The sequence below is a fragment of the Methylocystis iwaonis genome (assembly GCF_027925385.1).
Taxonomy (GTDB): Bacteria; Pseudomonadota; Alphaproteobacteria; order Rhizobiales; family Beijerinckiaceae; genus Methylocystis; species Methylocystis iwaonis.
The window spans coordinates 1,446,620-1,469,081 of sequence record NZ_AP027142.1 but is presented as its reverse complement, the minus strand read 5'-3'; the positions used below and the strand labels follow the sequence as shown (position 1 = coordinate 1,469,081).

16 protein-coding genes are annotated in these 22,462 nt (G+C 59.7%); 8 read left to right on the top strand and 8 right to left on the bottom strand.

The genetic code is table 11. The features are described 5' to 3' along the window. Positions 1–6 precede the first annotated feature (6 nt). Positions 7–456, bottom strand: a complete 450-nt coding sequence (locus QMG84_RS07000) for a DUF6691 family protein (protein ID WP_281931396.1) — start codon at positions 454–456, stop codon at positions 7–9. A gap of 10 nt (positions 457–466) precedes the next feature. Further along, positions 467–898: a YeeE/YedE family protein gene (locus tag QMG84_RS06995; RefSeq protein WP_281931395.1), complete on the bottom strand. Its 432-nt coding sequence runs from the start codon at positions 896–898 to the stop codon at positions 467–469. A 174-nt stretch (positions 899–1,072) separates the two neighbouring features. Here QMG84_RS06995 and QMG84_RS06990 point away from each other — a divergent pair, with 174 nt between their 5' ends. Beyond that, the gene (locus tag QMG84_RS06990) at positions 1,073–2,335 is read left to right on the top strand and encodes an OmpP1/FadL family transporter (RefSeq protein ID WP_281931394.1); all 1,263 of its coding nucleotides are present in this window, start codon (positions 1,073–1,075) and stop codon (positions 2,333–2,335) included. Positions 2,336–2,464: 129 nt separating this feature from the next. On the opposite strand, the gene QMG84_RS06985 is transcribed toward QMG84_RS06990, so the two are convergent. Further along, complete coding sequence (locus QMG84_RS06985; RefSeq protein WP_281931392.1) at positions 2,465–2,683, bottom strand: hypothetical protein; 219 nt, start codon at positions 2,681–2,683, stop codon at positions 2,465–2,467. Positions 2,684–2,791: 108 nt separating this feature from the next. Continuing rightward, entirely contained in the window at positions 2,792–3,124 is a 333-nt protein-coding gene (locus QMG84_RS06980; RefSeq protein ID WP_281931390.1) for a copper-binding protein, read from the bottom strand. A gap of 415 nt (positions 3,125–3,539) precedes the next feature. Between QMG84_RS06980 and QMG84_RS06975 the strand changes: the two genes are divergently transcribed. From QMG84_RS06975 to QMG84_RS06950, 6 genes are all read left to right on the top strand, one after another. After that, entirely contained in the window at positions 3,540–3,965 is a 426-nt protein-coding gene (locus QMG84_RS06975; protein ID WP_281931388.1) for a hypothetical protein, read from the top strand. A 151-nt stretch (positions 3,966–4,116) separates the two neighbouring features. Next, entirely contained in the window at positions 4,117–4,854 is a 738-nt protein-coding gene (locus QMG84_RS06970; protein WP_281931387.1) for a hypothetical protein, read from the top strand. A 1,094-nt stretch (positions 4,855–5,948) separates the two neighbouring features. Beyond that, entirely contained in the window at positions 5,949–8,267 is a 2,319-nt protein-coding gene (locus QMG84_RS06965; protein WP_281931385.1) for a DUF1549 and DUF1553 domain-containing protein, read from the top strand. 33 nt (positions 8,268–8,300) lie between these two features. Continuing rightward, positions 8,301–9,752 carry a DUF1501 domain-containing protein gene (locus QMG84_RS06960; RefSeq protein ID WP_281931383.1) on the top strand — a complete coding sequence of 484 codons (1,452 nt, stop codon included), beginning with the start codon at positions 8,301–8,303 and terminating at the stop codon, positions 9,750–9,752. Between the two features lie 625 nt (positions 9,753–10,377). Then, entirely contained in the window at positions 10,378–12,894 is a 2,517-nt protein-coding gene (locus tag QMG84_RS06955; RefSeq protein ID WP_281931381.1) for a TonB-dependent receptor, read from the top strand. Positions 12,895–12,964: 70 nt separating this feature from the next. Beyond that, positions 12,965–13,186: a hypothetical protein gene (locus QMG84_RS06950; protein WP_281931379.1), complete on the top strand. Its 222-nt coding sequence runs from the start codon at positions 12,965–12,967 to the stop codon at positions 13,184–13,186. 276 nt (positions 13,187–13,462) lie between these two features. On the opposite strand, the gene QMG84_RS06945 is transcribed toward QMG84_RS06950, so the two are convergent. After that, a complete protein-coding gene (locus tag QMG84_RS06945) occupies positions 13,463–13,645 on the bottom strand; it encodes a hypothetical protein (protein ID WP_281931378.1) in 183 nt (60 codons plus the stop codon). A gap of 163 nt (positions 13,646–13,808) precedes the next feature. Between QMG84_RS06945 and QMG84_RS06940 the strand changes: the two genes are divergently transcribed. Continuing rightward, a complete protein-coding gene (locus QMG84_RS06940; protein ID WP_281931377.1) occupies positions 13,809–14,420 on the top strand; it encodes a transglycosylase domain-containing protein in 612 nt (203 codons plus the stop codon). A 156-nt stretch (positions 14,421–14,576) separates the two neighbouring features. Here QMG84_RS06940 and QMG84_RS06935 read toward each other — a convergent pair whose 3' ends face one another. The 3 genes from QMG84_RS06935 to QMG84_RS06925 all read right to left on the bottom strand — a co-directional run bounded on the left by QMG84_RS06935 (position 14,577) and on the right by QMG84_RS06925 (position 22,458). Then, positions 14,577–16,052: an MBL fold metallo-hydrolase gene (locus QMG84_RS06935; RefSeq protein ID WP_281931375.1), complete on the bottom strand. Its 1,476-nt coding sequence runs from the start codon at positions 16,050–16,052 to the stop codon at positions 14,577–14,579. A 113-nt stretch (positions 16,053–16,165) separates the two neighbouring features. Further along, on the bottom strand, positions 16,166–19,348 hold the full coding sequence (locus tag QMG84_RS06930) for an efflux RND transporter permease subunit (protein ID WP_281931373.1): 3,183 nt from the start codon (positions 19,346–19,348) through the stop codon (positions 16,166–16,168). Continuing rightward, positions 19,339–22,458 (bottom strand): multidrug efflux RND transporter permease subunit, encoded by a 3,120-nt coding sequence (locus QMG84_RS06925; RefSeq protein ID WP_281931940.1) that lies wholly within the window; start codon positions 22,456–22,458, stop codon positions 19,339–19,341. Before QMG84_RS06925 ends, QMG84_RS06930 begins: the two co-directional genes overlap by 10 nt. Positions 22,459–22,462: the final 4 nt, after the last annotated feature.

Below are 22,462 nucleotides of genomic sequence, written 5' to 3'. Positions count from 1 at the left end.
TCCCGCTCAGCCGTCTTGTACAATGGCGGCAGGGCGAGCAGGCGGCGACAAGAATAGCAGAATGCGCTCCACCCCGAAGCCAGCAACCATGGCGGCGAAGAACACGATCGCCTTTGGATCGAGAAAGCCAAGATTGAACACGGCCGGCCCCGGGCAGACGCCCGCAAGCCCCCATCCGACCCCGAAAACACCCGCCCCGGCGAGGAGCGCGGGATCGATTTTTCGAGAGGATGGCCCGCTGATTGCGCATCCCAGATAGGACTGCCGGCGTTTTGCCGCCAGCCGGAAAGCCGGCAGCGCGATCAAGATCGCTCCGCCCATGACGAAAGCCAGGGATGGATCCCAAAGACCAGCAAGGTCCAGGAAGCCGAGCACTTTTCCAGGGTCTGTCATGCCGGCCAAATAGAGGCCGCAACCGAAGATCAGACCAAGCGCAAAGGTGATCGCAAGGCGCATCGTTTCCCTTTCAGTTGAAAACATGGCGGATGAGGAACACCGTGGCCATGGCGGAAGCCATGAACATTATTGTGGCCGCCAGCGAGCGCAGAGACAGTCTGGATAATCCGCAGACGCCATGGCCGCTCGTGCAGCCGGCGCCGAGACGCGATCCAAAACCCACAAGAAGCCCGGCGGCTGCGATTGTTCCGTAACCCGCATCAAAGTCTGGGGGCGTCGGCGCCTTGGCGAGGCCGATAATGAGCGGCGCCGCAACGAGGCCGAGCAGGAAAGCGACGCGCCAGTCCCAGTCTCCACGCCTGGGCTGAACAAGCCCCCCGAGCACGCCGCTGATCCCTGCGACCCGCCCGATCAAAAGAATCGTCAGCCCCGCGGAAAGACCAATCATCGCGCCGCCCGCAACTCCGCTTGCCGGTGAAAAATGCGCCCAGTCAATTTGCATCCGTCTGTCTAACCTCTGAAGGACCGACCGTGAGCGTCAGTGTGCGGGTGTTGCCCAAATGTTACATACATCGCGCTTTTAGTCTATAATATTTATAGACCAAATCACGAATGAAAGGCTGTTGAGATGAAACGGTTCGGCTGGCCTCTGCTATTTGCCCTCATGGCGGCAACCATGACGCCACACGAGGTCGGCGCGACGGAAGGCTATTTCCTCGAAGGTTATGGGACGCGCGAAAAGGGAGTCGGCGGCGCGGGCGCAGCCGACTCCCGCGATCCGCTCGCCCTCTCCATCAATCCGGCGGGGCTCGTGGATGTCGGGCATCAATATACCCTCGGCCTCACCGCTTTTTCGCCCGATCGCGGTTACCGGACCTCAGGGCCAGGCTTCGTCGCGCCTGGGCGTGTGCAGAGCGGACGCGGCCTCTTCCCGATCCCGAACGGCGGCTACAGCAGACCCATCGACGAAAAATCCGCGTGGGGTGTCGCCGTCTATGGCAATGGCGGCATGAACACCACCTACTCCGCGAATTACGCAAGCCTCTTCTATGGAAGTCCGATGTGCCGGCAGACGGGCGTCTATTGCGGCCGCAACGCCGGAGTCGATTTGAACCAGGCGTTCCTCACCGCCGGCTACGCGCAGCGTTTCGGCAATCTCTCTATCGGTTTCGCGCCCGTGCTCGCGGTACAAATCTTCAAGGCGCGAGGGCTGGCGGTATTTGGGCCGTTCTCCTCGGCTCCAAACGAACTCAGCGACCATAGTTATAATTGGTCTGTCGGCGCAGGCGTCCGCGCCGGCCTGCAATATCGGCTGACCGACAAGCTGCGCATCGGCGTCGCAGGTTCCTCGCCGATCTGGATGTCGCCTTTCGAAAACTACAAGGGTTTATTTGCAAACGAGGGCGACTTCGACATTCCGGCGAATGTGACGGCTGGCGTCGCCTATGACGCCCTGCCGATGCTTACCTTGCTCGCCGACTGGAAGCATATTTTCTATTCGCAGGTTCCGTCGGTTGGAAATTGGTCGACGTTGCAAGCGCCGATGGGCGTGATGAACGGGCCCGGCTTCGGTTGGAGCGACATCGACGTCGTCAAAGTCGGGGCGGAGTATCGCGGCTTTGAAAAACTCGCGCTTCGCGTCGGCTACAGCTACAACAACAGCCCGATCAACTCGCGAGACGTCACGCTGAATATTCTCGCGCCGGCTGTCACCAAGCATCACATCAGCGGCGGCCTCAGCTATTACGTGACGCCGTCGTCATCCATCGATCTTGCAGCGGTGGTGTCGCCCCAGGGGACGGCTTCGGGAATTGAGCGAACGCCGCTGGGGCCCAATCCGCTGCGGACGATCAATATCTATCTTTCCACGTTCGAAATAACCGCTGGCTGGACGCAGCGTTTCGACGTGGCTCCGGCGCCCGTCGCTGCTAAAATTTAGAACTCAGTCGGGCGGCGTTTTGCTGTCCTCAATTCCCAGTATTGAGAGCTTGCCAGCTTGGCTGGCAGGCTCTCTCGAAAGCGCCACTAGAGCGCATTCCGCAAAGTGATGGACTTTCGCGAAAGCGCGTTAGCGGCAGTTCCAGACCCAGCCCTGAATTGCGTCCCAGTCCCAACAGACGTTGTGAACATGGTGGCCCGTTTGCTGGCTCCAATCGCGGTGCCCATGCCGCCAGTGGCCGCCGATATGCTGCATCGCGCTATGTTCTCGATGCTCCTCACTCTGCGCCATCGCCGGAGCGGTGAAGGCGAATAGGGACGCTATGATAGAGAATATGAACTTGCGCATTTCATCCCCCTTCAATCCGAGCGTTGCTGCTCGCGGGAATAATGGGTGCTTGCGAACCAGCCTTCAACCATGAATATTGACGCACTTATAACTTGGGCGCCGCCGGGTTTATTGCACACGTTGAATCTGGTCGATCACATAGCCCTGTGAGGATTTGGAGAGAGTAAAGGTAACCTTGGCGCCGGGCCCAAGCCCTTCGAGCCTCACCCCGGGCGCGACTTTGAACGCCATGGTCATTGGCGGCCATTTTAGCGCGGGGATCGCATCATGCGTAATCCGAAGCTGACGCTCCTCCTCGTTCACCGCCTCGACGACCCCTTGTCCGGTCGCCTTCTCTACCGCCTCCGCGATTTGCGTGCGGCCCGGGCTCTGCGCCGCGACCGATGAGACGCCGGCAAGCGCCAGCCCCAAGGCCGCCGCCAGTTTGAGAACTTGTCGCAACGCTGTTTCCAACACCGTCTCCCTTGGCTAAATGGATGGGCCGGTTCTTTCCAAAGCCGGTAGTTTGCGTTTTGTTCCGGCCCGGCGTTCTCGAAAGAACGCATGGCGCGACAAGGGCCGCGAGGCGAAGCTAATGCGTCACCAACGAACGAAGCGCTATCAAATCCATGATTGATTGAACGGCGCCAGACGCGGTTTATATCGGCCGATAACTCGCGAGCCTCACCGCAATCGTCGCGATTGACTCGTCTTCCAGTTTTTCCTACCATTATTGTAGGCTTTAGATTCAGCGGCTCGGTTTTGGCGCCGAGTCCAACCCCCCTCCCACGATCGTGAGGGGTGCGATCAGCCGAGACTTGGAAGGCGAGGAGGCCACGTTCTCTCGCCACCATCTGCTCCATACCGAGGGTTCACCATGCCTGAGAAATGGGAATACCAGTTGCGCTTCAAGCTATCGCCGGAGTTGGCGGAAGTCGCTCGCGGGGACGTTAATGACGCACGGTTCAAGCCGATCGCCGAAGTATTGGCGCGGCACAACGCCTCTGCGATCAGCCAGTTCGACGCCTTCGCGAATTATGTCGCCCAAGCCGAAAAGCATGGCGTCGATGAATATCCGCTTTACCAATGGACCAAGGCGACGATCGAAAATCCCGAAAAGAAAGCTAAGCACTCCACGGCTTTCGCTGTCTATGTCGGCGGCGATGAAGTCTATGACGAGGCTCGGGCCAATGCGCTCGAGCGAGATTTGCGCCCCTTAGTCGAGGCGGGACTTCTTCTCGCATTAACGAAGCACGACACGAACCCGGCCAACAATCCGCAGCCGCCGGCGCATTTGATATGAGCGCAACGCGCACGCGGCTGTAGCATCGGGGTTATATCGACTTCGTTTTCCCCTTGCGCCAAGAACCTCGCTTTTATGTTTCGACGGATCGCATGTTGTCTCATGCTCGATCCGATAAGAGCCTATACCCTTTCAATTTAGGAGAACACTCATGACAAGTGCTGCTGCGGTTATTCCCGAAGGCGGTCGACGCGTTGGGGATTGGCTCGTCGGTCTTGCTCTTCTTCTCTTGGTCGTTGGCTTTGCGCCGACGTTCTATCTGAAACCCGTTTTCGAGGCTGGGAAGCCGCTGACGCTACTCGTAATCGCTCACGGTGCGGCGACGACGGCCTGGATCGCCGTTTTCGCTTTTCAATATTACACGGCAAGCGCCGGATCACGGGAAAGACACAAGACCGTTGGCGTCATCGGCGCAGTCCTTTTCGGACTGGTCGTCGCATTGTCGCTCGTCACTGCCGTGGCTCGGGTCTCTTCTGCGGACCCGAAAATATCGGGGCTCGCGCCTTTGACCGGTCTCGCTTATCCTTTTTGGGTGCTCGTAGAGGTCACGTTTTTTGGTGTCGGGGCTCTCGTCTCGATCCGCCGTCCGGATTGGCATCGTCACTTTCAACTGGCCAGTTTCTTTTCCTTCATCGCGCCCGCGACCGCGCGCGCGTTGCGTTTCGTCATTCCTGCTGGGCCCGGAGTGACCTATGGTTCGTTGCTGATTTCCATCCTGCTCTATGCCGGCGCCAGCGGTCTCAAAGATGTTCGTTCGGGCAGAGTATCGCGCGCGGCTCTGGTCACCCTCGGCGTTCAGTTCTTGACGCTCCTTGTGCTTTTCTTCAGCTTGGATGCGGCGCCCCTATGGCTTCAATTCGCTTCCGCCCTCACGGGATACCCGCTGTAGCGCTCTAGGACAGGAGTCCAGGCGTCGCCGTCAACGCCAATTCCGAATGTTGATCAGGCCGAGCGAAGCCGGCAAGAAACAAGAAGGACGCGCCAGACTTCCGCGCTTCCTGCGTCGCTAATTCGCACAAAGCGCACAGTCGCCCGACACGGGCGGCGTAAAGACTCGGGCAGTCCAGCCGCCGCCGATCGCCGCCATAAGCGATAACGCCGCCAGAGGCCGCCCCGTCCGATTGCTTGACGCTGGGCGGCGAAGGCGTCCGACTGCGTTGTCACCTCACCGCACCCTCTTGATAGCGCTTGAGCGAGACGCTGAGCGTCTCGCCCGCGCCGGCGGCGGAACTGCCGCAGGCCGATGACCAGCCGCCAATAGATCACTGTATAGGGCGCCGCTGCAGCGATCCAGAAAACGCCGTCGAGGACGCGGTGATGATCCTCTGGGGCCGTCGACCGCGGTGCGCACCCCGCTTCGGTCACGAAGGGCTCAAGTGACCCCCTCATCGCTCATCAGTGGCCGAATAGACGCCGACCTCCCTTAGAGGGAAATGTTGAACCACCGATGCCCCCATCGAAAACATCATTGGGATACCGAACGCGGTCGAAAGCATGTTGTCGGACGTCGCAGTGACCAGCGCTCAGGTACCGAGAGTGCAGCGTCGACTGCGAGCTTACGTCGGGTAGGAGATTCGAGATGGAGCAGGAGACCCCTGTTTGAATGCCGGGCCATTGTCTATTTTTAAAGTAGGATTCAACATGCATGACCTCGTCAGCGCAGCCGCGGAAAAGTGAATTAAATTTTTAGATTCAAACATTTAAATATAACATTGAGGCAGCAGAGCCTGCACCGCAAGGGGAATTGACTCGTAAACTGTACCTTTTTAGTATGATTTACATCCGCAGCGCTCAGCTCCTGTTTCGTCGGGAAGAGACGATCTTTCTGTCGCAAGCACCAAAAGAGGCGGACGCGCTCAAGTATCTCCGTCTGGCAGTAAACGATGCTGATCGCGCCGTTGCCCACCATCGCTCTCCCGAGAAACGAAACACGCACGCCCTCGGCCGCCCGTTCTTTCCAATATCATCAAGGAAATCGAAGAGATGAAACATCCGGCAACAAAGGTAGGACTGGCTCTTCTGCTGAGCGTCTCGACCGCCGCGCTCGCGATAGGCGCCGACTCGAAACCCCTTCCCGACGCCGCGCCCGTCGCCAACGCGCCCACGCGCGCGCCGCACTGGGCTTATCAGCCAATCCGTATTGCCGGCGCGCCGGCGGTCGCTAATGCGCAATGGGTCCGCACGCCAATCGACGCTTTCATTTTATCAAAAATTGAAGCGGCAAAGCTGACTCCCTCGCAGGATGCTGACCGCGCGACCTTCATTCGCCGAGCGACGCTCGACATTTGGGGCCTTATTCCCCAGCCCGAGGAAGTCGCCGCTTTCGTCAACGACGAGTCGCCCGACGCTTATGAAAAGCTAGTCGACCGTCTCTTGGCCTCGCCGCATTACGGTGAGCGTCAGGCGCGCCGTTGGCTCGATCTCGCGCGCTACGCGGACAGCGGCGGGTTTCAGAACGACATCACACGTCCAAATTTTTTCCGCTATCGCGATTGGGTCGTCCAGTCATTTAATAACGACAAGCCATACTCGCGGTTTATCCAAGAACAGATCGCCGGCGATGAACTTGCGCCCGGCGATCAGGACGCACTCGTCGCGACGGGATTCCTCGCAAGTTACGCCGACAATCCGAACGCGCGTGATCTTATCAATCGAAAATATCAGATCACGACGGACATCGTCGACACCATCGGGACTGCGGTTCTCGGCACGACGATAGGATGCGCTCGCTGCCATGATCACAAATCGGACAAGCTGACGCAGAAGGATTATTTTTCGCTCCAGGCCTTCTTCGCCAACACGTCCTTCAATGCGAAATTCCCTGCCGCCAAGGGCGCACAAGAGGAAGAGTTTCTCAAGGCGCAGGCGATCTACGAGGCAGCCGCGAAAGACATCCTCGAGCGTCAGAAGGCGATCATCGAGTCGGTCCGGGACAAGGCCACACAGTTCTACAAAGAGCGCTTCAATCCGGACGCCCGCGCGTCGATCGTAAAGGCAAAATCCGAGTGGAACGCCCTCGACAGGTGGGTGAATTATCGCGCCGAGACCGTGACCGACCAGACGGCGCTCTCCAATTATATGCGCGATATCGCGAACGACGAGAAGAATCCAGACCGCACGCCCGAGATCGTCGCGAAGTGGCGGGAATATTCAAAACTCAATGAAGAGTTGAAGAAATACGAAAAACTAAAGCCGACGCGCGGGTCGGACACTTTCACGGCGGCGACTGAACTTGGCCATCCGGACGCGCCTGCGACCTATGTTTTCTTCGGCGGCAACCATGAGCGCCCGCTGGACGAAGTTCAGCCGGCCTTCCCGGAGGCAATCAGCAAAGAGAAGCCCGAGATCAGGCCAAGCGCGACATCCTCCGGCCGCCGCACCGCACTCGCCAACTGGCTGGCGAGCCCGAGCAATCCGTTGACTGCGCGCGTTCTGGTCAACCGTGTCTGGAATGAATATTTCGGCAAAGGGATCGTCGGGACAGTAAGCGATTTCGGCAAAGCCGGCGATAAGCCCACCCATCCCGAGTTGCTGGATTATCTCGCCGACAACTTCGTGAAGGAAGGCTGGAGCATCAAGAAGCTGCATCGCCAGATCTTGCTCTCCAGCGTCTACCGCCAATCATCGACGCAGCGTGACGAAGTTGCCGCCGCCGATCCAGAAAACAAGTTGCTCGCCTCCTTCCCGAGAAAGCGTCTGGACGCCGAGCAGATCAGGGATTCCCTCCTCGTCGCAGCCGGCAAGCTCGAAGACTCCCTCGGGGGGCCCGCCGTGTTTCCGCCGTTGCCTGCCAATTTGAACGTCGGCCCTGCTTGGGAGGCGTCCAACGATCCCCGTCAGACCAATAGACGCAGTATCTATATCTTCGCGCGCCGCAGCGTGCCCTATCCGCTGCTCGAAACTTTCGACCTCAACAATACGCAGCAAGCGCATAGCAAGCGCGACGTCACAACGACCCCGTTGCAGGCGCTGACGCTCGTCAACAATGATCTCGTTTTTCAGTGGTCCCAAGCGCTGGCGGGTCGTGTGATCCGTGAGGGAGGTGACGACGAGTCGGCGCGGATCGACCGTCTGTATCAAATCCTCTTCGCCCGCCATCCGGACGATTACGAAAAGGGCGTGCTGAAGGTTTTTCTGGACCAACACGAAAAAGTGATCGCGAGCAAAGCCTCGGAGGGGAGATTCACGATCGCCGAGCCGACCGGCAAGGATGTGAAAATTTCCGACCCAATCCGTACGTCGGCTTTCGTCGATCTCGTTCATACGGTCGCGAATTCGAACGAGTTCATCTACCGCTTCTGACACATCGCCATACTGAAAAAGAAGGAACATGACATGAGCAATAAATCGAGGCGCGACTGGCTGTTTTCCGCCGGCTATGGCGTTAGCGGACTGGCGCTGAATGGCCTCATGCCGGGCGGCGGAGTTTTATCCGTTCCGCTCGCGCAGGCGGCGCCGAGCTATATCGATCCGCTCGCGAAAAAGGAGCCGCATTTTGCCGCAAAAGTGAAATCGGTCATTTGGCTACATATGGACGGGGCGCCGAGCACGCTCGATCTTTTCGACTACAAGCCAGAACTCGTGCGTCTCGCGGGGCAGGAGGTTCCGGAATCGTTCCGCAAAGGCCTTCAGGTCACTACCTCGGGCGGCGCCGGCAAGCTCTTCGCCTCGAACCGGACATGGAAGCAGTATGGCCAGAGCGGCGCCTGGTTCTCCGACCTTCTTCCGAATCTCGGAGAGCATGCGGACAAGATCACCTTTATCAAATCGAGCGTGACCGTGGGCGCGACTCACGACATTTCGATCCTGAAACTCAACACGGGCGACGTAACGCCCGGTCGCCCCTCGCTCGGCGCATGGATCACCTATGCGCTCGGCTCGGCCAATCCGGACTTGCCGCCTTATGTCGTTCTCTACGGGGGCAAGCGTGAACCGCGCGGCGGCTCCGTGAACTGGAATTCGGGATTCCTCCCGGCCGTCTTTCAGGGAACCGCGTTCCGTCCCGGGGCGTCCCCCATTCTCAATCTCGACCGGCCGGAGCTGATCGCCGCCGCCCAACAGCGCGACAATCTCGATCTGCTCGCCAAGCTCAACGCGCACAAGTCCGAGGACTTCTCGGCGGATACTGAGCTTCAGGCGCGCACGCGCTCCTATGAGCTCGCCTATCGTATGGAGTCGTCGGCCCCCGAAGCCGTCGATCTTGCGAAGGAAACCGCAGCGACCAAGTCCCTCTATGGCCTCGACAACGAGGCGACCAAGGACTACGGCACCGTGCTGCTGCGCGCCCGCCGCCTCGTCGAGCGCGGCGTTCGCTTCGTTCAGGTGGTCTCCGGCCCGGTTGACTCGATCAACGAAGACAACAAGAACTGGGACGCGCATCGCAAGCTTGAAGAGAACCATGGCGCGAATGCGCGCGCGGTGGATAAGCCGATCGCGGGTTTGCTGGCGGATCTCGCAGCACGCGGGCTGCTCGACGAAACGCTCGTGGTGTGGACGTCGGAATTCGGGCGCACCTCATACGGCCAAAGCGGCGACGGACGCGACCATAACCCTTGGGGCTATACACAATGGCTTGCCGGCGGGGGCCTGAAGCACGGCTTCACCTATGGTCAGACAGATGAGATTGGCCTGAAGACAGTCGAAAATCCTGTCGACACCTATGATCTGCACGCCACGGTGCTGCAACTTCTCGGGCTCGATCATCTGAAGACGATCTACAAACGCGCTGGCCGCGCCGAGCGTCCGACGGTGGTCTACGGGAAAGTCGTGAATGACGTCCTCGCGTAGGCGCCGCGGGGCGTCGCCCGGCCCTGAGCTGCCGATTTTGAAAGGAGGTCGCGCACGGTCGTAATTTTGTTTCTACTCCCACCTACAGACTTCGCGCCCCGGCCCTGGCCCGGGGCGTGCTTTTAATGCCGGAGCGATTCGTGGATCCTCGGCGCGAGTGTCGAACGGGCCTCCGGCCAACTTAGCCAACCCTTGCTCCTTGTCGCCGCGGATGACCGCCCGCGACAACGGCCTTCGCTTTGATCGGCCCTCCTCCAACTGCCGGGCCGTTGCCCTCAAGCTTCTCCAGCCAGAATTGCAATGTATCATACCTTTTGAGTGTGATTAACACTCCTTTGACAGCCTTTTCTCGCCTCCGAACCAATGCGCCGTGACGTCGACGCATCCCGCCGATACAGACGTCAAGCGAACCCTGCTACGCCCCGCTCATGACGCGCTTATCATCATGTATTGACGTTATTTCTTCAAATCAATCTTTGAATGCGACCGCCCTATGTCAACTATCCCGTCGACGTCGACGTAACGCGTAAATCGGCGCCGCAGACAATAAACATGCGCCGCCTTGACTCTATTATTTCTACCTATTTAGTATATTTCAGTCAGCTTTTAGGGTGGAGGGGAATGAATGCGTGCCGCCAACCGGCAATTTGGGTCTGCGCTTATGAGCAGCGTTTCGATTTTGGCGGCGGCCACCGCGCTTTTCTCGGCGCCGTCCGCCCAGGCTGAGGACACTGCGTCCGCACAAGGGCCGATAGAGGTCGATAACATCGTCGTGAGCGGCAAAGGAAACGGCGGCATCGATCGCCCCGTTCAACAAGCCCAGGAAAAGCCGAGGTCGATTGTCGTCGTCGACGAAAAGACCATGGAAGATCAAAACATCAATCGGCTCGACGAATTGCAGCAGTTGATCCCTAATTATCGCGCCAACAACAGCGGCGCGAGCCAGGCCTCCCGCCAGACCATTCGCTGGGTCGGCGTCGGCGCGGCCGGCACCGGCGTCGGCACGGAGTCCCCCACAGGTTACGTGGTCGACAACGTGTTCTGGAAATACTGGGGCTTCCAGTGGATGGACCAATTCGATGTGAGATCCTTCGAGGTCGCCTATGGCCCGCAAGGAACGGCGGGAGGGAAGAATACCGCGGTTGGCAGTCTCATCATCAACAACCGACTGCCGTCCTTCGCGCGGCAGGCGAGTTTCGAGACCCATTTCGCCAATCACAGCCGCGTCATCGAGAAAGCGTACGTCACGGGTCCGATCATCGATGAGAAGCTCGCCTATCGCGTCAGCGTTTTCCTGGATAAGGGCAGCGGCTGGATTCACGACCAAGTGACCGGCGCCGGTTACAAGAACACTGACCGCTGGGGCGTGCGTGGGCAGTTGCTCTACGTCGGCGACGAGGTCACCGACCGCCTCATCGTCAATTTCAGCAAGTCAACCGAATACAACGGCTACACGCTCGGGCCATACTCGGACTCCTTCTTGACCTACGCCAACGGCACGCGTCCGGCGGCGACCTTTGCGCAGAATGTGGCGACCAAGCTCGGCAAGCCGATATTGTCCTGGGACCCATACAAGCCGTCCATCGCAAACGAGGGCGTCGATCCGGTAAGAACCGTCACCGTCTCGAACGAACTCAACATCGGCGTTGGGGAAAATCTTTTTACATCCATCTCGGCCTATGGCTTCACGCGAAATGAGCAGCGTTATTTCGAAGACACGCAATTGCTCCAGCTATGGCGGGGAGGCATGGACACCTACGTGGGTCAGGCGTCGCAGGAATTCCGTTTCAGCTCACCCAAAGAAGATCGCGACCTCGAGTGGACGACCGGCGTCTATCTCTTTTACGACGACGCAGCGAACCAAATGCATCATACCGTTTTCGGGGTCGACGCTGCGAAATGGCTAGGACCTCGTTACGGTGCAGGCGCCCTTCCCGGCGTAGCGGTATGGGATTACACCCATGCGCGCGACTTTCAGGCTGCCGCCTACGGCCAGGCGACATATCACCTCGATGAGAAGTTGTCGGCTACGCTCGGTCTGCGCGAGAGCTACGAAATTCGCCAAGGTTCGGTTAGCCAGCTCAACCGCTATTATCCGACCGTTTCAGTTTTTGCTCAGGATCAGGCGGTCATCGCCGCCGGGAGCCGCGGCCTCTCGGATACGGGCGGCAAGGAAAAGCCTCACAATTTTCTTACTGGGATATTCAATCCACAGTACAAGTACAACGATAACGTCCAAATATACGCACTGGTTGGCCGTGCGGAAAAAGCCGGGGCCGTGAACACGAGCGCGAACCCGCGCTATGTCAAGAATGCGTCGGGAGTCTACAAATTCGACTCATTCCCGACGGTCATCACCAAGCCGGAATACTCATGGGATTATGAGCTCGGATTTAAGTCCAACTGGTTCGACAACCACCTCTTGTTCAATGTGAACCTCTACTGGAACGATTTTTTCAATTTCCAGACGAACGTCATCGACGGCGTTTCGGTCGACAGCAATGGCGCGCCTCTCGGCCTGACGACGCTCGGGAACGCCGCTCATGCGCGCATCCGCGGCATTGAATTCGACGGGCGATGGAGCCCAATCGACAGATTGTGGATCACTTTCAATGGCGCCTTCTCGGACGCGCGTTGGGTGAGCTGGCCGGATGCCGGCCCGCCGCCGGACTGGAGTTGGCCCAGCGGGCCCGTGCCCGCGCCTCGGCAATTGTCGCTATCCAATACGCGCTGGCAAGGCGTTCCGCTGTGGACCTTCAATATTGGCGCAAACTACGAGCATCCGGTCGGGCGCGTGTTTTCCAATCTCGGCGATTTCTCGAGCCTGGGAGGTTTCGGCGCCTGGACTGGGCAGCCGATCAAAGCTTTTGGCTACGTCAACGTAAGCTGGCAGGACAAGACACGGCTGACCAACCCTTGGTCCGTTGCTCAGTATTGGCAGGGAAGTTTCGCTTATGTGAACGCCGGCGTCGGCTTACGCACAGAAGACGATCGCTACAGTCTCAGCTTTTGGGCCAAGAATATCGGAAACGAGAGACCCTTTAACTCCTGGGATCAAGGAACCCCCGGAACGCCGGCGCGCGTCGGCCTTGCGCGCTGGGACGCCACCTGGGGCGGCGCACTCCGCGTAAAGCTCTTCTGAACGACACGCGCCAAGATCGGACGCGATCGTCGCCAAAGCCAGTTCCAGTCGTGAAGAAAGAGAGAACCTAATGAAGGCGTCGTTTCTAATCGCCGTGCTGTGCTTTGCGCCCGCACTCGAATCCTGTAACTCTACAAGGACGACGAAATTGAGCGAAAGCTGTGATGCGAGTTGCCATGCCCGCCACACGCCCGAACAACACGCGGCGTTTTTGAAGCGGGTCAAGCAATTGGAAACGGATGAATCGGCCGATCCGTCAGGCCTGGGCGGCGGCGGCGGACATCATCACTAAACGTCGAGAAGCACACGCGCGGCTGGCGATTTGCGGTTTAATGAGCGCGTCGGGCCGGGTCGGCAAGAATGCCGACCCGAAGCCCGTATACCAATATTTTGCGACCACCGGAGCGGCTCAGCCTCGAAGCGATGCGTCCAGCCGCCGTAATTTCGAAGGTCGAGAGATAGAGGTTGATCGTCCGGAGCGGGTTGGGTCTGAGGGGTGTGCGCTCGATTCCAGAAACTGTCCCCTGCGGCGAAACCACCTTCGCAAGATCGATAGACGACGACGGCGTCACATATAGCTGAGGCCGCCGCTGATGTGATGCTTGGCGACGGCCGGCGCAAGGATATTCAGCGTGACGTCTCGCGAGTTGATCGGATTGTTGTTGTAGCTGTAGCCGAGCGAAGCGCGAGCCTGTCGAAGCCGCAACGCGGCGCCGCGGGCGCGCTTGGCTGAAGATCTCCGTTTTCGCATGACAAGCATCGCCTTCGCCAATCCGCCGACGATGCACTCTGCAACTCCTGTGTACAGCGCAGGTTGTCGACCGCGTCAATAAATCGGCGGGATCCCGCCACGCTGCGGGACCAATTAAAAAGCACACTGACTTTGTATGAATATAGAGGATGCGATGCAGCGCATGAGCAAATTTCTTGTTTTGGCATTGGCTACTGCGGTTCTGGCGGTTCTCGCCTACGAAACCTACGAGGTTGCAGCCGCTCGCAACGTCACGAAAGAGAAGTTCGCAAAATATGAGGCGGAGACCGCAAATGGGACGAAGGGGCCATCGGTTCTGTCGCAAGAGAGACAGGACATTCTTGTCAAGGTGCAGGATCCGCGTTTCTGGTCGCATAGCGGCGTCGACTGGAGCTATCCGCTTTCGACAACCGTGACGCAGTCGGTCGTCAAGAAGCTCTATTTCGAGGATTTCCGTCCGGGCTTCGGGAAAATCAAACAGACTTTGATCGCCTATTTCGCGGTTGCGCCTCTCTCATCCAAAAACGCGCAGTTGGCGGCGTTCCTGGACGTAAATGGTTTCGAGGCCTTGTCGGCGAAGTGGTTCGGTAAGCCGCTCCAGTCACTGAGCGACGAGGAATTTCTCTCGCTGATCGCCACCAACAACACCCCGAAGATTGCGCCGGGCTCAAAAGAGAACGGTGAAAGAGTCGCGCGGATCAAAAAGTACCTCGCCGGGAAATGCGAGAGACGTGGGCTTTCGGATGTCTGGCTCGACCAATGCGCGGCCAGTTGAGCGGCCGCTCCCCGACGCAAAATTCCCTGGAGGCAATTCCGCCGCGCGCCCGCACTCGAAACACTCAACCCGCGCTTCGCAAAAAAAAGCCGCCCAGGGGGCGGCTTCAAGTTGAGGGAGAGGAATGAAAGCAAGGGGAAGTTCGCGCGTCGTGGCCTATTGCGCGAGCGGAGGTTGCCCGATCGCAGCGCGCAGGTCCGCCAGAGCCCCGACGCGCGGACCGTGGAGGCCGGCGATCTGCGCGACATCCAGTTTCAGCTTCTGGATATTCTCATAGAGATTCACCGAGTAGGGATTGGGGCTCTTCGGGGGCGGCGCATCCTTTGCCTGCGGCGTGAAAGCGTCGGCCTCGATGAGAATTTTCTCCGCCGGCAAATAGACGAGCGCTAGTTCGTCACTGTGCCCATTGCCGGCGATGCGATGCACTTCGATCTGCCGCGCGCCGTCCGAAAGAACATGTTTGTCCGCATAGGTCTCGAACTTCGCAGCCTTCTTCGACTGCGCGAGGCGGTCCGGGCGAAGCGTATGCGGGGCCGACCACGCCTGCTCGTAATAAGGCTTGTCGAGTTCGTGAGTCACGAGCGTCGCGCCAGCATCCACGAAAGTGCGCAACCCGCCGGAGTGGTCGAAGTGAACATGGCTGTTCAAGACATATTTGATCGGCTTGTTGGGCGCGATCTCGGCAATCTTGGCGATGAGCGCGAGTGAGCGCTCTTCGTTGAGCGGCGCTTCGACGAGCACCACGTGGTCCTTCTGCTCGATCGCGACGCTGTGATGCGTGCCGCCCGTGAGCCAATAGACGCCCTCGGCCAGCTTGTTCGCGGTCACAGTCGGCGCCGCCGCCTTGGAGCTTGCGATATTTTCCGGGACGGGGATGTCGACGGCCTGGTTGAGCTTCGCCGAGGCGACCTTCACATGCAGAACGGGAAAGCCGCCCTGGCTACGGGTCAGTTCGGCCGGGAATTGAATGCCGCCGAAATCTTTGTAACCGGAGAACTTTGTCTCGACGAGCGTATCGCCGAGCACCGGGCTATCGATCCAGCTCCGCACCCATTCGAGCTGGTTGGCGGCGTTGATATAGCCCTCATATTTATGGCCGGCGCTCGTGAAGGAGATTTGCACGCCGGCGCCCGAAGCGCTCGACTTTGCGCCATTGGCGAGAGCCGCCTTCAGAAAGCCCTGTGGCGTCGTCCAGATTTCCGCCGTCCTCTCCTCGACCAAGGCGGGTTGCGGGGTCGCGACCGGCGCGGCGTCAGGGGACGCGTTGGCGGGCGGGGCGACATTCCATGCCTTGTCGCCGCTCACGAGCCAGGAGAGCTTCTGCTCGGTCGGCGTTGGGCGCTGGCGGCCGGGCTCGACCGTTTGGATGCGGGTGAGTAATACGCGTTGGGCGGGCGCGTTGAAATTCACGCTCGCAGAATAGCTGCTGACTTCGAATTGTGGCCATGGGCCGCCGGGCACAGGCGCCTGGCCGAATTGATACCAGTGGCCGGCGCCAGAGAATTCAAGGGATTTGGCGTCGACGGCGCCGAGCGCCGCAGCCGCTTCCTGAAGAGAGGCGGCGTCAGCAGCGATAGGGAGGAAAACGAAGGCGGCGGTGAAACCGCAGAGGGCAACCGATGGGATCCGCATGTGGGCGATATTCCTTATCCATAGTGGATAAGTAGATTTATTGCTCCATTGAGCCTGCTAGTCAAGCCACATTTCACGCAATCGCGATTACTTACCTACTCCAACGATAGTATTTAACCCCGAAAGAGCGTCTTCAGCTCGGAGGGCCGCGAGAGCCCGATACGCCAGCTTTTTATCAGCCGTTCGGCTTTGTCGACGTAGAGGAACACGACGGGCGTCGTGTAGAGCGTCAGTAGCTGGCTGACGACCAGCCCGCCGATAATTGCGACGCCAAGGGGTTGCCGCGTTTCGGCGCCCTCGCCGGACGCGATTGCAAGCGGCGCGGCGCCCATGATCGAAACGAACGTCGTCATCAGAATCGGGCGAAAACGCATCGCACAGGCCTCGATGATCGCGTCGCGCGCCGGGGCGGCCCGCGTGCGCTCGGCGTCGATGGCGAAATCGACAAGGATGATGGCGTTCTTCATCACCACGCCGATGAGGAGCAAGACCCCGATCATCGCAACGATGCTGAAATCCGTCCCGCACAAAAGCAGCGCGGCGAGCGCGCCGAGTCCCGCGGAAGGCAGAGTCGATAGAATGGTAAGCGGGTGAAAGAAACTCTCGTAAAGGATTCCAAGAACGATATAGACGGCTGCGAGAGCCGCGGCGACCATGAAGGGCTGGTTCGCGAGCGTCTCCTGATAGCTCGCGGCGGTCCCGGCGAAAGCCCCTTGGATCGTGGCGGGAGCGCCGATTTTCGCGATTGTCTCCGAGATGGCCGTGGCCGCGTCGCTCAGAGCTTTCCCCTCTGAGAGATTGAAGGAGACGGTGACCGCCGCGAAATGTCCCTGATGATTCACCTGCATCGGAGTCGGGCCGGCGTTCAGCGAGCTGAAGGACGCGAAGGGAATCATGCGTTCCGATGCGTTTGCGGGGAGCGACAGAGCGCGAAGACCGTTGATCGGCGTTCGGCTTGTCGTGATGACGGGAGGCTGGCCGCCGCGCGCGCCAATATAGAGTTCAGCCAGCGCGTTAGGCGACTCCCTGAATTTCGGCGCCAGCTCGAGCACCACATGGTACTGATTCAACGGTTCGAAGATCGTCGACACCTGACGCTGGCCGAAGGCGTCATAAAGCGTGTTGTCTATCTGGCTTGAGGAGACATTCAGGCGCGCGGCCGTTTCGCGATCGACGACGACATCCGAGCGCAAGCCTTTCTCCATCTGATCGGAATTCACGTCGGCCAGCGTCGGATGGCGCTTTAGCGCCTCGGTAATACGCGGTCCCCAGAGCCGCAGCTCTTCGAGGGAATCGGCCAGGAGCGTGTATTGAAAAAGGGCATTGCTCGATCGGCCGCCAATGCGAATATCCTGCGTGGATTGCAGGAAAAGCTGGACGCCGGGGACTTGAGCGAATTTCGGCCGCAGTCGCGCCAAGATTTTTTCGGCTGAAATCCCACGCTCTTTGAGCGGCTTCAATGTCACGAGCAAGTCAGCGAAATTCGCGGAGCTTGTGATCCAACCCGTCGCAGACTCAATTCCGGGATCGTTTTGCAGGATTGCGACAACTTGCTCGAGCTTCTTCTTCGTGACGGTAAAAGACGCGCTCTGGTCGGCAATCATCGCGCCGCGCATGCGCCCCGTATCCTGCACCGGAAAGAAGCCCTTCGGTATGATCGTGAAGAGGTGCTGATTCACTCCGACGAGCGCCAGGAGCGCGAAAAGGACGAGACGGCGATGATCGAGAACATAGCCTAGGCTCGCCAAATAGAGGCGATGAAGGACGGCGAGACCAACTTCGGTCGCCTCGAAAAGGCGCGCTCTTGCGGCGTGCGTCACATCCTCGAGAAGATGCGCGCAAAGCATCGGCGCGGTCGTGAGGGACAAGAGCAGCGAGACGAGGACAGCGATCGAAAGCGTTGCGGCGAATTCTCGCATCATGCGGCCCACGATCCCGCCCATGAACATGATCGGGAGAAAAACCGCGATCAGCGAAAGCGTCATCGAGAGGACTGTAAAGGCGACCTGCCGCGCGCCGAGAAGCGCGGCCCGCCTCGATGGCATGCCGCTTTCTATCAGCCGCGTGACATTTTCCACGACGACGATGGCGTCATCGACGATGAATCCCGTCGCGATCGTCAGCGCCATCAAGGAGAGATTGTTGAGACTATAGTCGAGTAGATACATGCCGACGAGCGCGCCGAGCAAGGAGACGACGACACAGACGCCGGGGACGACGGTCGCACGCGGATCGCGCAGAAAGACGAAGACGACGGCGATGACGAGCATGACGCTCAACGCCAGCGTCGTCTCGATCTCACGCAGCGAGGTTCTGATCGTCAAAGTTCTGTCTTGCACGATGCGCATCTCGGCTTCGGCAGGAAGCGCTGCGGAAAGCGGCCCCATGAGCGCCTTGATGCGATCGACGAGCTCGATGAAATTGGCGCCGGGCTGGCGGTAAATTTGAACCTGAACGCCAGGGCGTCCATTGCTGACGCCGAAATTTCGATCATCTTCCACAGAGTCGATCACCTCTGCGACATCGTGGAGCTTGACCGCCGCGCCGTTCCGATAGCCGACAATGACGCCGTCATAGTCCCGCGCCTTGCGGGACTGATCGTTGGCGTAGATCTGGTAGCGCTGGTCGCCGGAGTCGAACGCGCCCTTGGGGCCATTGTAATTCGTCGCGCCGAGCGCTGTGCGCACGCTTTCGAGCGACAGTCCATATTGGAAAAGCGTGCGCGGATTGACTTCGACGCGGACGGCCGGGAGGGCGCCGCCGCCGACGGTGACCTGCCCGACGCCTTCCACTTGCGAAAACTTCTGCTGCAGGATGTTTGACGCGACCTCGAAAAGCGCCCCTTGCGACAGCCGATCAGAGGTGAGCGCGATGATGACCACCGGGACCTCGGCGGGATTGGCGCTCCTGAACGTCGGGTTGCTGCGCAGATTGGCGGGCATGTCCGCACGCGCGGCGGCTATCGCCGCCTGAATGTCTCTTTGCGCGCCATCGACGTTGCGATCCAGATCGAATTGAAGATTGATGCGGGTCGAGCCGAGGTAGCTCGCCGACGTCATTTCCGTGACGCCGGCGATCTGACCGAGGCGTCGCTCGAGCGGCGTAGCGACGGAGGAAGCCATAATCTCGGGGCTTGCGCCGGGCATATTGGCCCCGATGCTGATGACCGGATAGTCGATTTGTGGAACCGGGGCCGCCGGCAGCACAAAGAAAGACACAAGACCCGCGAGGCAGAGGCCCAGCATTAGAAGGCTGGTTGCGACCGGGCGGTCGATCGCGCGGTCGATCAGGCGCATTTTTCCTCCGCCGCCGAGGAGGCTGTCGCGTCGCGCCCCTGCCCGATCGGCAACCGTTTCGCCAGCTTGTCGAACGCAAGGTAAATGACCGGCGTCGTAAAGAGCGTCAGAATCTGGCTCAGGATCAGGCCGCCGGCGATGCTGACGCCAAGCGGAAGCCGAAGCTCCGAACCTTCGCCCCCGCCGACGATCATCGGGACTGCGCCGAGCAAGGCTGCGAGCGTCGTCATGAGGATCGGACGAAACCGCAGGAGACACGCCTGATAGATCGCCTCACGCGGAGAGAGACCTTCGTCGCGTTCCGCCTGCAAGGCGAAATCGATCATCATGATGGCGTTCTTCTTCACGATGCCGATCAGAAGGATGATGGCGATCACGCCGATGATCCCGAAATCGTTCCCCGTGATCATGAGCGCGAAAAGGGCGCCTATGCCGGCGGACGGCAATGTGGAGAGGATGGTGATCGGATGGATGTAGCTTTCGTACAGGATGCCGAGCACGATGTAGACGGTGACGATCGCGGCGAGAATGAGCAGCAGCGTGCTTGTCGTCGACGAGGCGAACGCCTGCGTCGCGCCCTGGAAAACCGTGATGACGCTCTGCGGCGCGCCAAGGTCGCTCTGCGCCTGTTTCAAGGCGGCAATGGCGTCGCTGAGCGCGAAACCGGGCGCGAGATTGAAAGAAATTGTCACCGCCGGGAATTGCGAGAGATGGTCGAATGAGAGCGGCGCTTTCGTTTCGCGGATTGTGACGAGCGAAGCGAGCGGAACTTCAGAGCCGCCCGCGCCAGGCACTCGGAGAGAACCGAGCGCATCGAGGCTCGGAACGCTGCGGCCGTCGGCTACGAGTATGACGCGATATTGGCTCGTCTGCGTGAAAATCGTGGACACGATCCGTTGACCGAAGGCGTCATACAGCGTGTTATCGATTGTCGAGACCGTGACCCCATAGCGCGCGGCCGCGTCGCGATCGATCTCCACGTAAAGGGCCCGCCCCGAGGTTTGGGCGCTACTGGAAACATCCTCGAAAGGCGGCAGGCTGGCGAGCCGCTCGACGAGTTGCGGCGCATAATGCGCAAGCTCATCCGGATTGGCGTCCTGCAAAGCGAAATGATAGGCGCCGCGGCCTCCGCCTGAATCGATGGTGAGATCCTGTACGGGCTCCAAGAAGAGCGAAATGCCGCCGACGTCTTTTGCCGCCGCTTGCAACCGGCGAACAACTTCCGTCGCCGTCGCCTTGCGCTCCGCTCTGTCTTTCAATTTGATCAGGACGCGGCCGCTGTTGAGCGTCTTGTTCTCGCCATCGACGCCGAGCGTGGAGGTAACTGACTCGACCGCGTCGTTGTCCAGCAGGCGCTTCACGAGCGCGAGTTGCCGCTTTGACATCGTCGAGTAAGAGGCGCTCTGTTCTCCGATTGTCGCGCCCTGGATCAGCCCCGTATCTTGAACGGGGAAGAAGCCTTTTGGAATGACCACGTACAAGACGCCGGTCAGGCAAAGCGCGCCGAGAAACACGGCGAGAGTCGTTCTGGCGTGATCGAGAGCCAGCGTCAGCAGGCGACCATAAGAGTCGATGATCGCGTCGAACCAGGTCGCCCCCTTGGCGTGGCTGTCGACATGGCTATGCATGTCGCCCTGCGCGAGCAGCTTGCTGCAAAGCATGGGGGCCAATGTAAGAGACACGACGGCTGACAAAATGATCGTCGCTGCAAGGGTGACGGCGAACTCCCGGAACAGCCGGCCAACGATTTCTCCCATGAAAAGCAAGGGAATTAACACGGCGATGAGCGAAATCGTCAGCGAGACGATCGTGAAGCCGATCTCTCGCGCGCCTTCCAGGGCGGCGTCGATGGGCGTGCGGCCCTTTTCCAAATAGCGTGCAATATTTTCGACCATGACAATGGCGTCGTCGACGACGAAGCCTGTCGCAATGGTCAACGCCATCAGCGTCAGATTGTTGAGGCTGTAGCCCAAGAGATACATGACGGCGAAGCCGCCGACGAGCGAGAGCGGCACGGCGACGCTGGGCACGAGCGTCGCGCGCAGATTGCCGAGAAAAAGATAAATCACGCCGACGACGAGGAGCACGGCGAAGAAAAGCTCGAATTGCACATCTTCGATCGATGCGCGAATGGTCGTCGTGCGGTCGGATAAAATCGCCACCTCGATGGAACCCGGCAGCGACGCCTGCAAGGTCGGCAACAGGGCCTTGATCCGATCGACGACGGCGATGACATTGGCGCCGGGTTGCCGTTGGATATTGACGATGATCGCGGGAGTTAGATTGCTCCACGCTCCCAGCTCGCTGTTTTCCGCGCCGTTGAGGACTTTGGCGACATCGCGCAGACGCACCGGCCCGCCGTTTCGATTCGCCACGATAAGCTGGTCGTAATCCTTAGGGCTTTTAAGCTGATCGTTGGAGTCGATCGCGAATTCTTGCGATCGGCTGTCGATGTTGCCCTTAGGCAAATTGACATTGGCGCTCGAGATCGCCGTCCGCAGGTCTTCAAGCGACATGCCATAGGAGGCGAGCGCCGCCACATTGGCGCGCACAACCACCGCCGGGCGGTTGCCGCCGCTGACGCTGACAAGGCCGACGCCCGAGAGCTGGGAAATTTTCTGCGCTATTCGCGTGTCGGCGAATTGCTGAACCTCGGTGAGCGGAAGCGTTTTGGAAACCAGGGCGAGCGTCAGAACTGGGGCGTCGGCCGGATTGATTTTTGCGTAAACAGGCGGCGCGGGAAGGTCGGTGGGAAGGAAGCTTGCCGCGGCGTTGATCGCCGCCTGCACCTCCTGTTCGGCGACGTCGAGCGTCAGCTTCAGGCTGAACTGCAGCGTTATAACCGATGCGCCGCCGGAGCTTGTCGAAGCAATCTGCGCAAGGCCGGGCATCTGGCCGAGTTGGCGTTCGAGCGGCGCGGTGATGGCGGACGCCATCACCTCCGGACTGGCGCCGGGGTAGAAGGTTCGGACTTCGATCGTTGGGAAGTCGATTTGCGGCAATGCCGAAATTGGCAGGAGGCGATAGGCGATAGCCCCCGCGAGGAGTATTGCCGCCATCAGCAGCGAGGTCGCCACCGGCCGAAGGATGAAAGGGCGGGAAAGGTCGATCGCG

Bases quoted from the DNA above. Each gene is read 5' to 3' on its own strand.
- QMG84_RS06940 (WP_281931377.1), top strand. From the start codon at position 13,809: ATGAGCAAATTTCTTGTTTTGGCATTGGCTACTGCGGTTCTGGCGGTT.
- QMG84_RS06985 (WP_281931392.1), bottom strand. From the start codon at position 2,683: ATGCGCAAGTTCATATTCTCTATCATAGCGTCCCTATTCGCCTTCACC.
- QMG84_RS06950 (WP_281931379.1), top strand. From the start codon at position 12,965: ATGAAGGCGTCGTTTCTAATCGCCGTGCTGTGCTTTGCGCCCGCACTC.
- QMG84_RS06990 (WP_281931394.1), top strand. From the start codon at position 1,073: ATGACGCCACACGAGGTCGGCGCGACGGAAGGCTATTTCCTCGAAGGT.
- QMG84_RS06975 (WP_281931388.1), top strand. From the start codon at position 3,540: ATGCCTGAGAAATGGGAATACCAGTTGCGCTTCAAGCTATCGCCGGAG.
- QMG84_RS06945 (WP_281931378.1), bottom strand. From the start codon at position 13,645: ATGCGAAAACGGAGATCTTCAGCCAAGCGCGCCCGCGGCGCCGCGTTG.
- QMG84_RS06930 (WP_281931373.1), bottom strand. From the start codon at position 19,348: ATGCGCCTGATCGACCGCGCGATCGACCGCCCGGTCGCAACCAGCCTT.
- QMG84_RS06935 (WP_281931375.1), bottom strand. From the start codon at position 16,052: ATGCGGATCCCATCGGTTGCCCTCTGCGGTTTCACCGCCGCCTTCGTT.
- QMG84_RS06955 (WP_281931381.1), top strand. From the start codon at position 10,378: ATGCGTGCCGCCAACCGGCAATTTGGGTCTGCGCTTATGAGCAGCGTT.
- QMG84_RS06965 (WP_281931385.1), top strand. From the start codon at position 5,949: ATGAAACATCCGGCAACAAAGGTAGGACTGGCTCTTCTGCTGAGCGTC.
- QMG84_RS06970 (WP_281931387.1), top strand. From the start codon at position 4,117: ATGACAAGTGCTGCTGCGGTTATTCCCGAAGGCGGTCGACGCGTTGGG.
- QMG84_RS06960 (WP_281931383.1), top strand. From the start codon at position 8,301: ATGAGCAATAAATCGAGGCGCGACTGGCTGTTTTCCGCCGGCTATGGC.
- QMG84_RS07000 (WP_281931396.1), bottom strand. From the start codon at position 456: ATGCGCCTTGCGATCACCTTTGCGCTTGGTCTGATCTTCGGTTGCGGC.
- QMG84_RS06995 (WP_281931395.1), bottom strand. From the start codon at position 898: ATGCAAATTGACTGGGCGCATTTTTCACCGGCAAGCGGAGTTGCGGGC.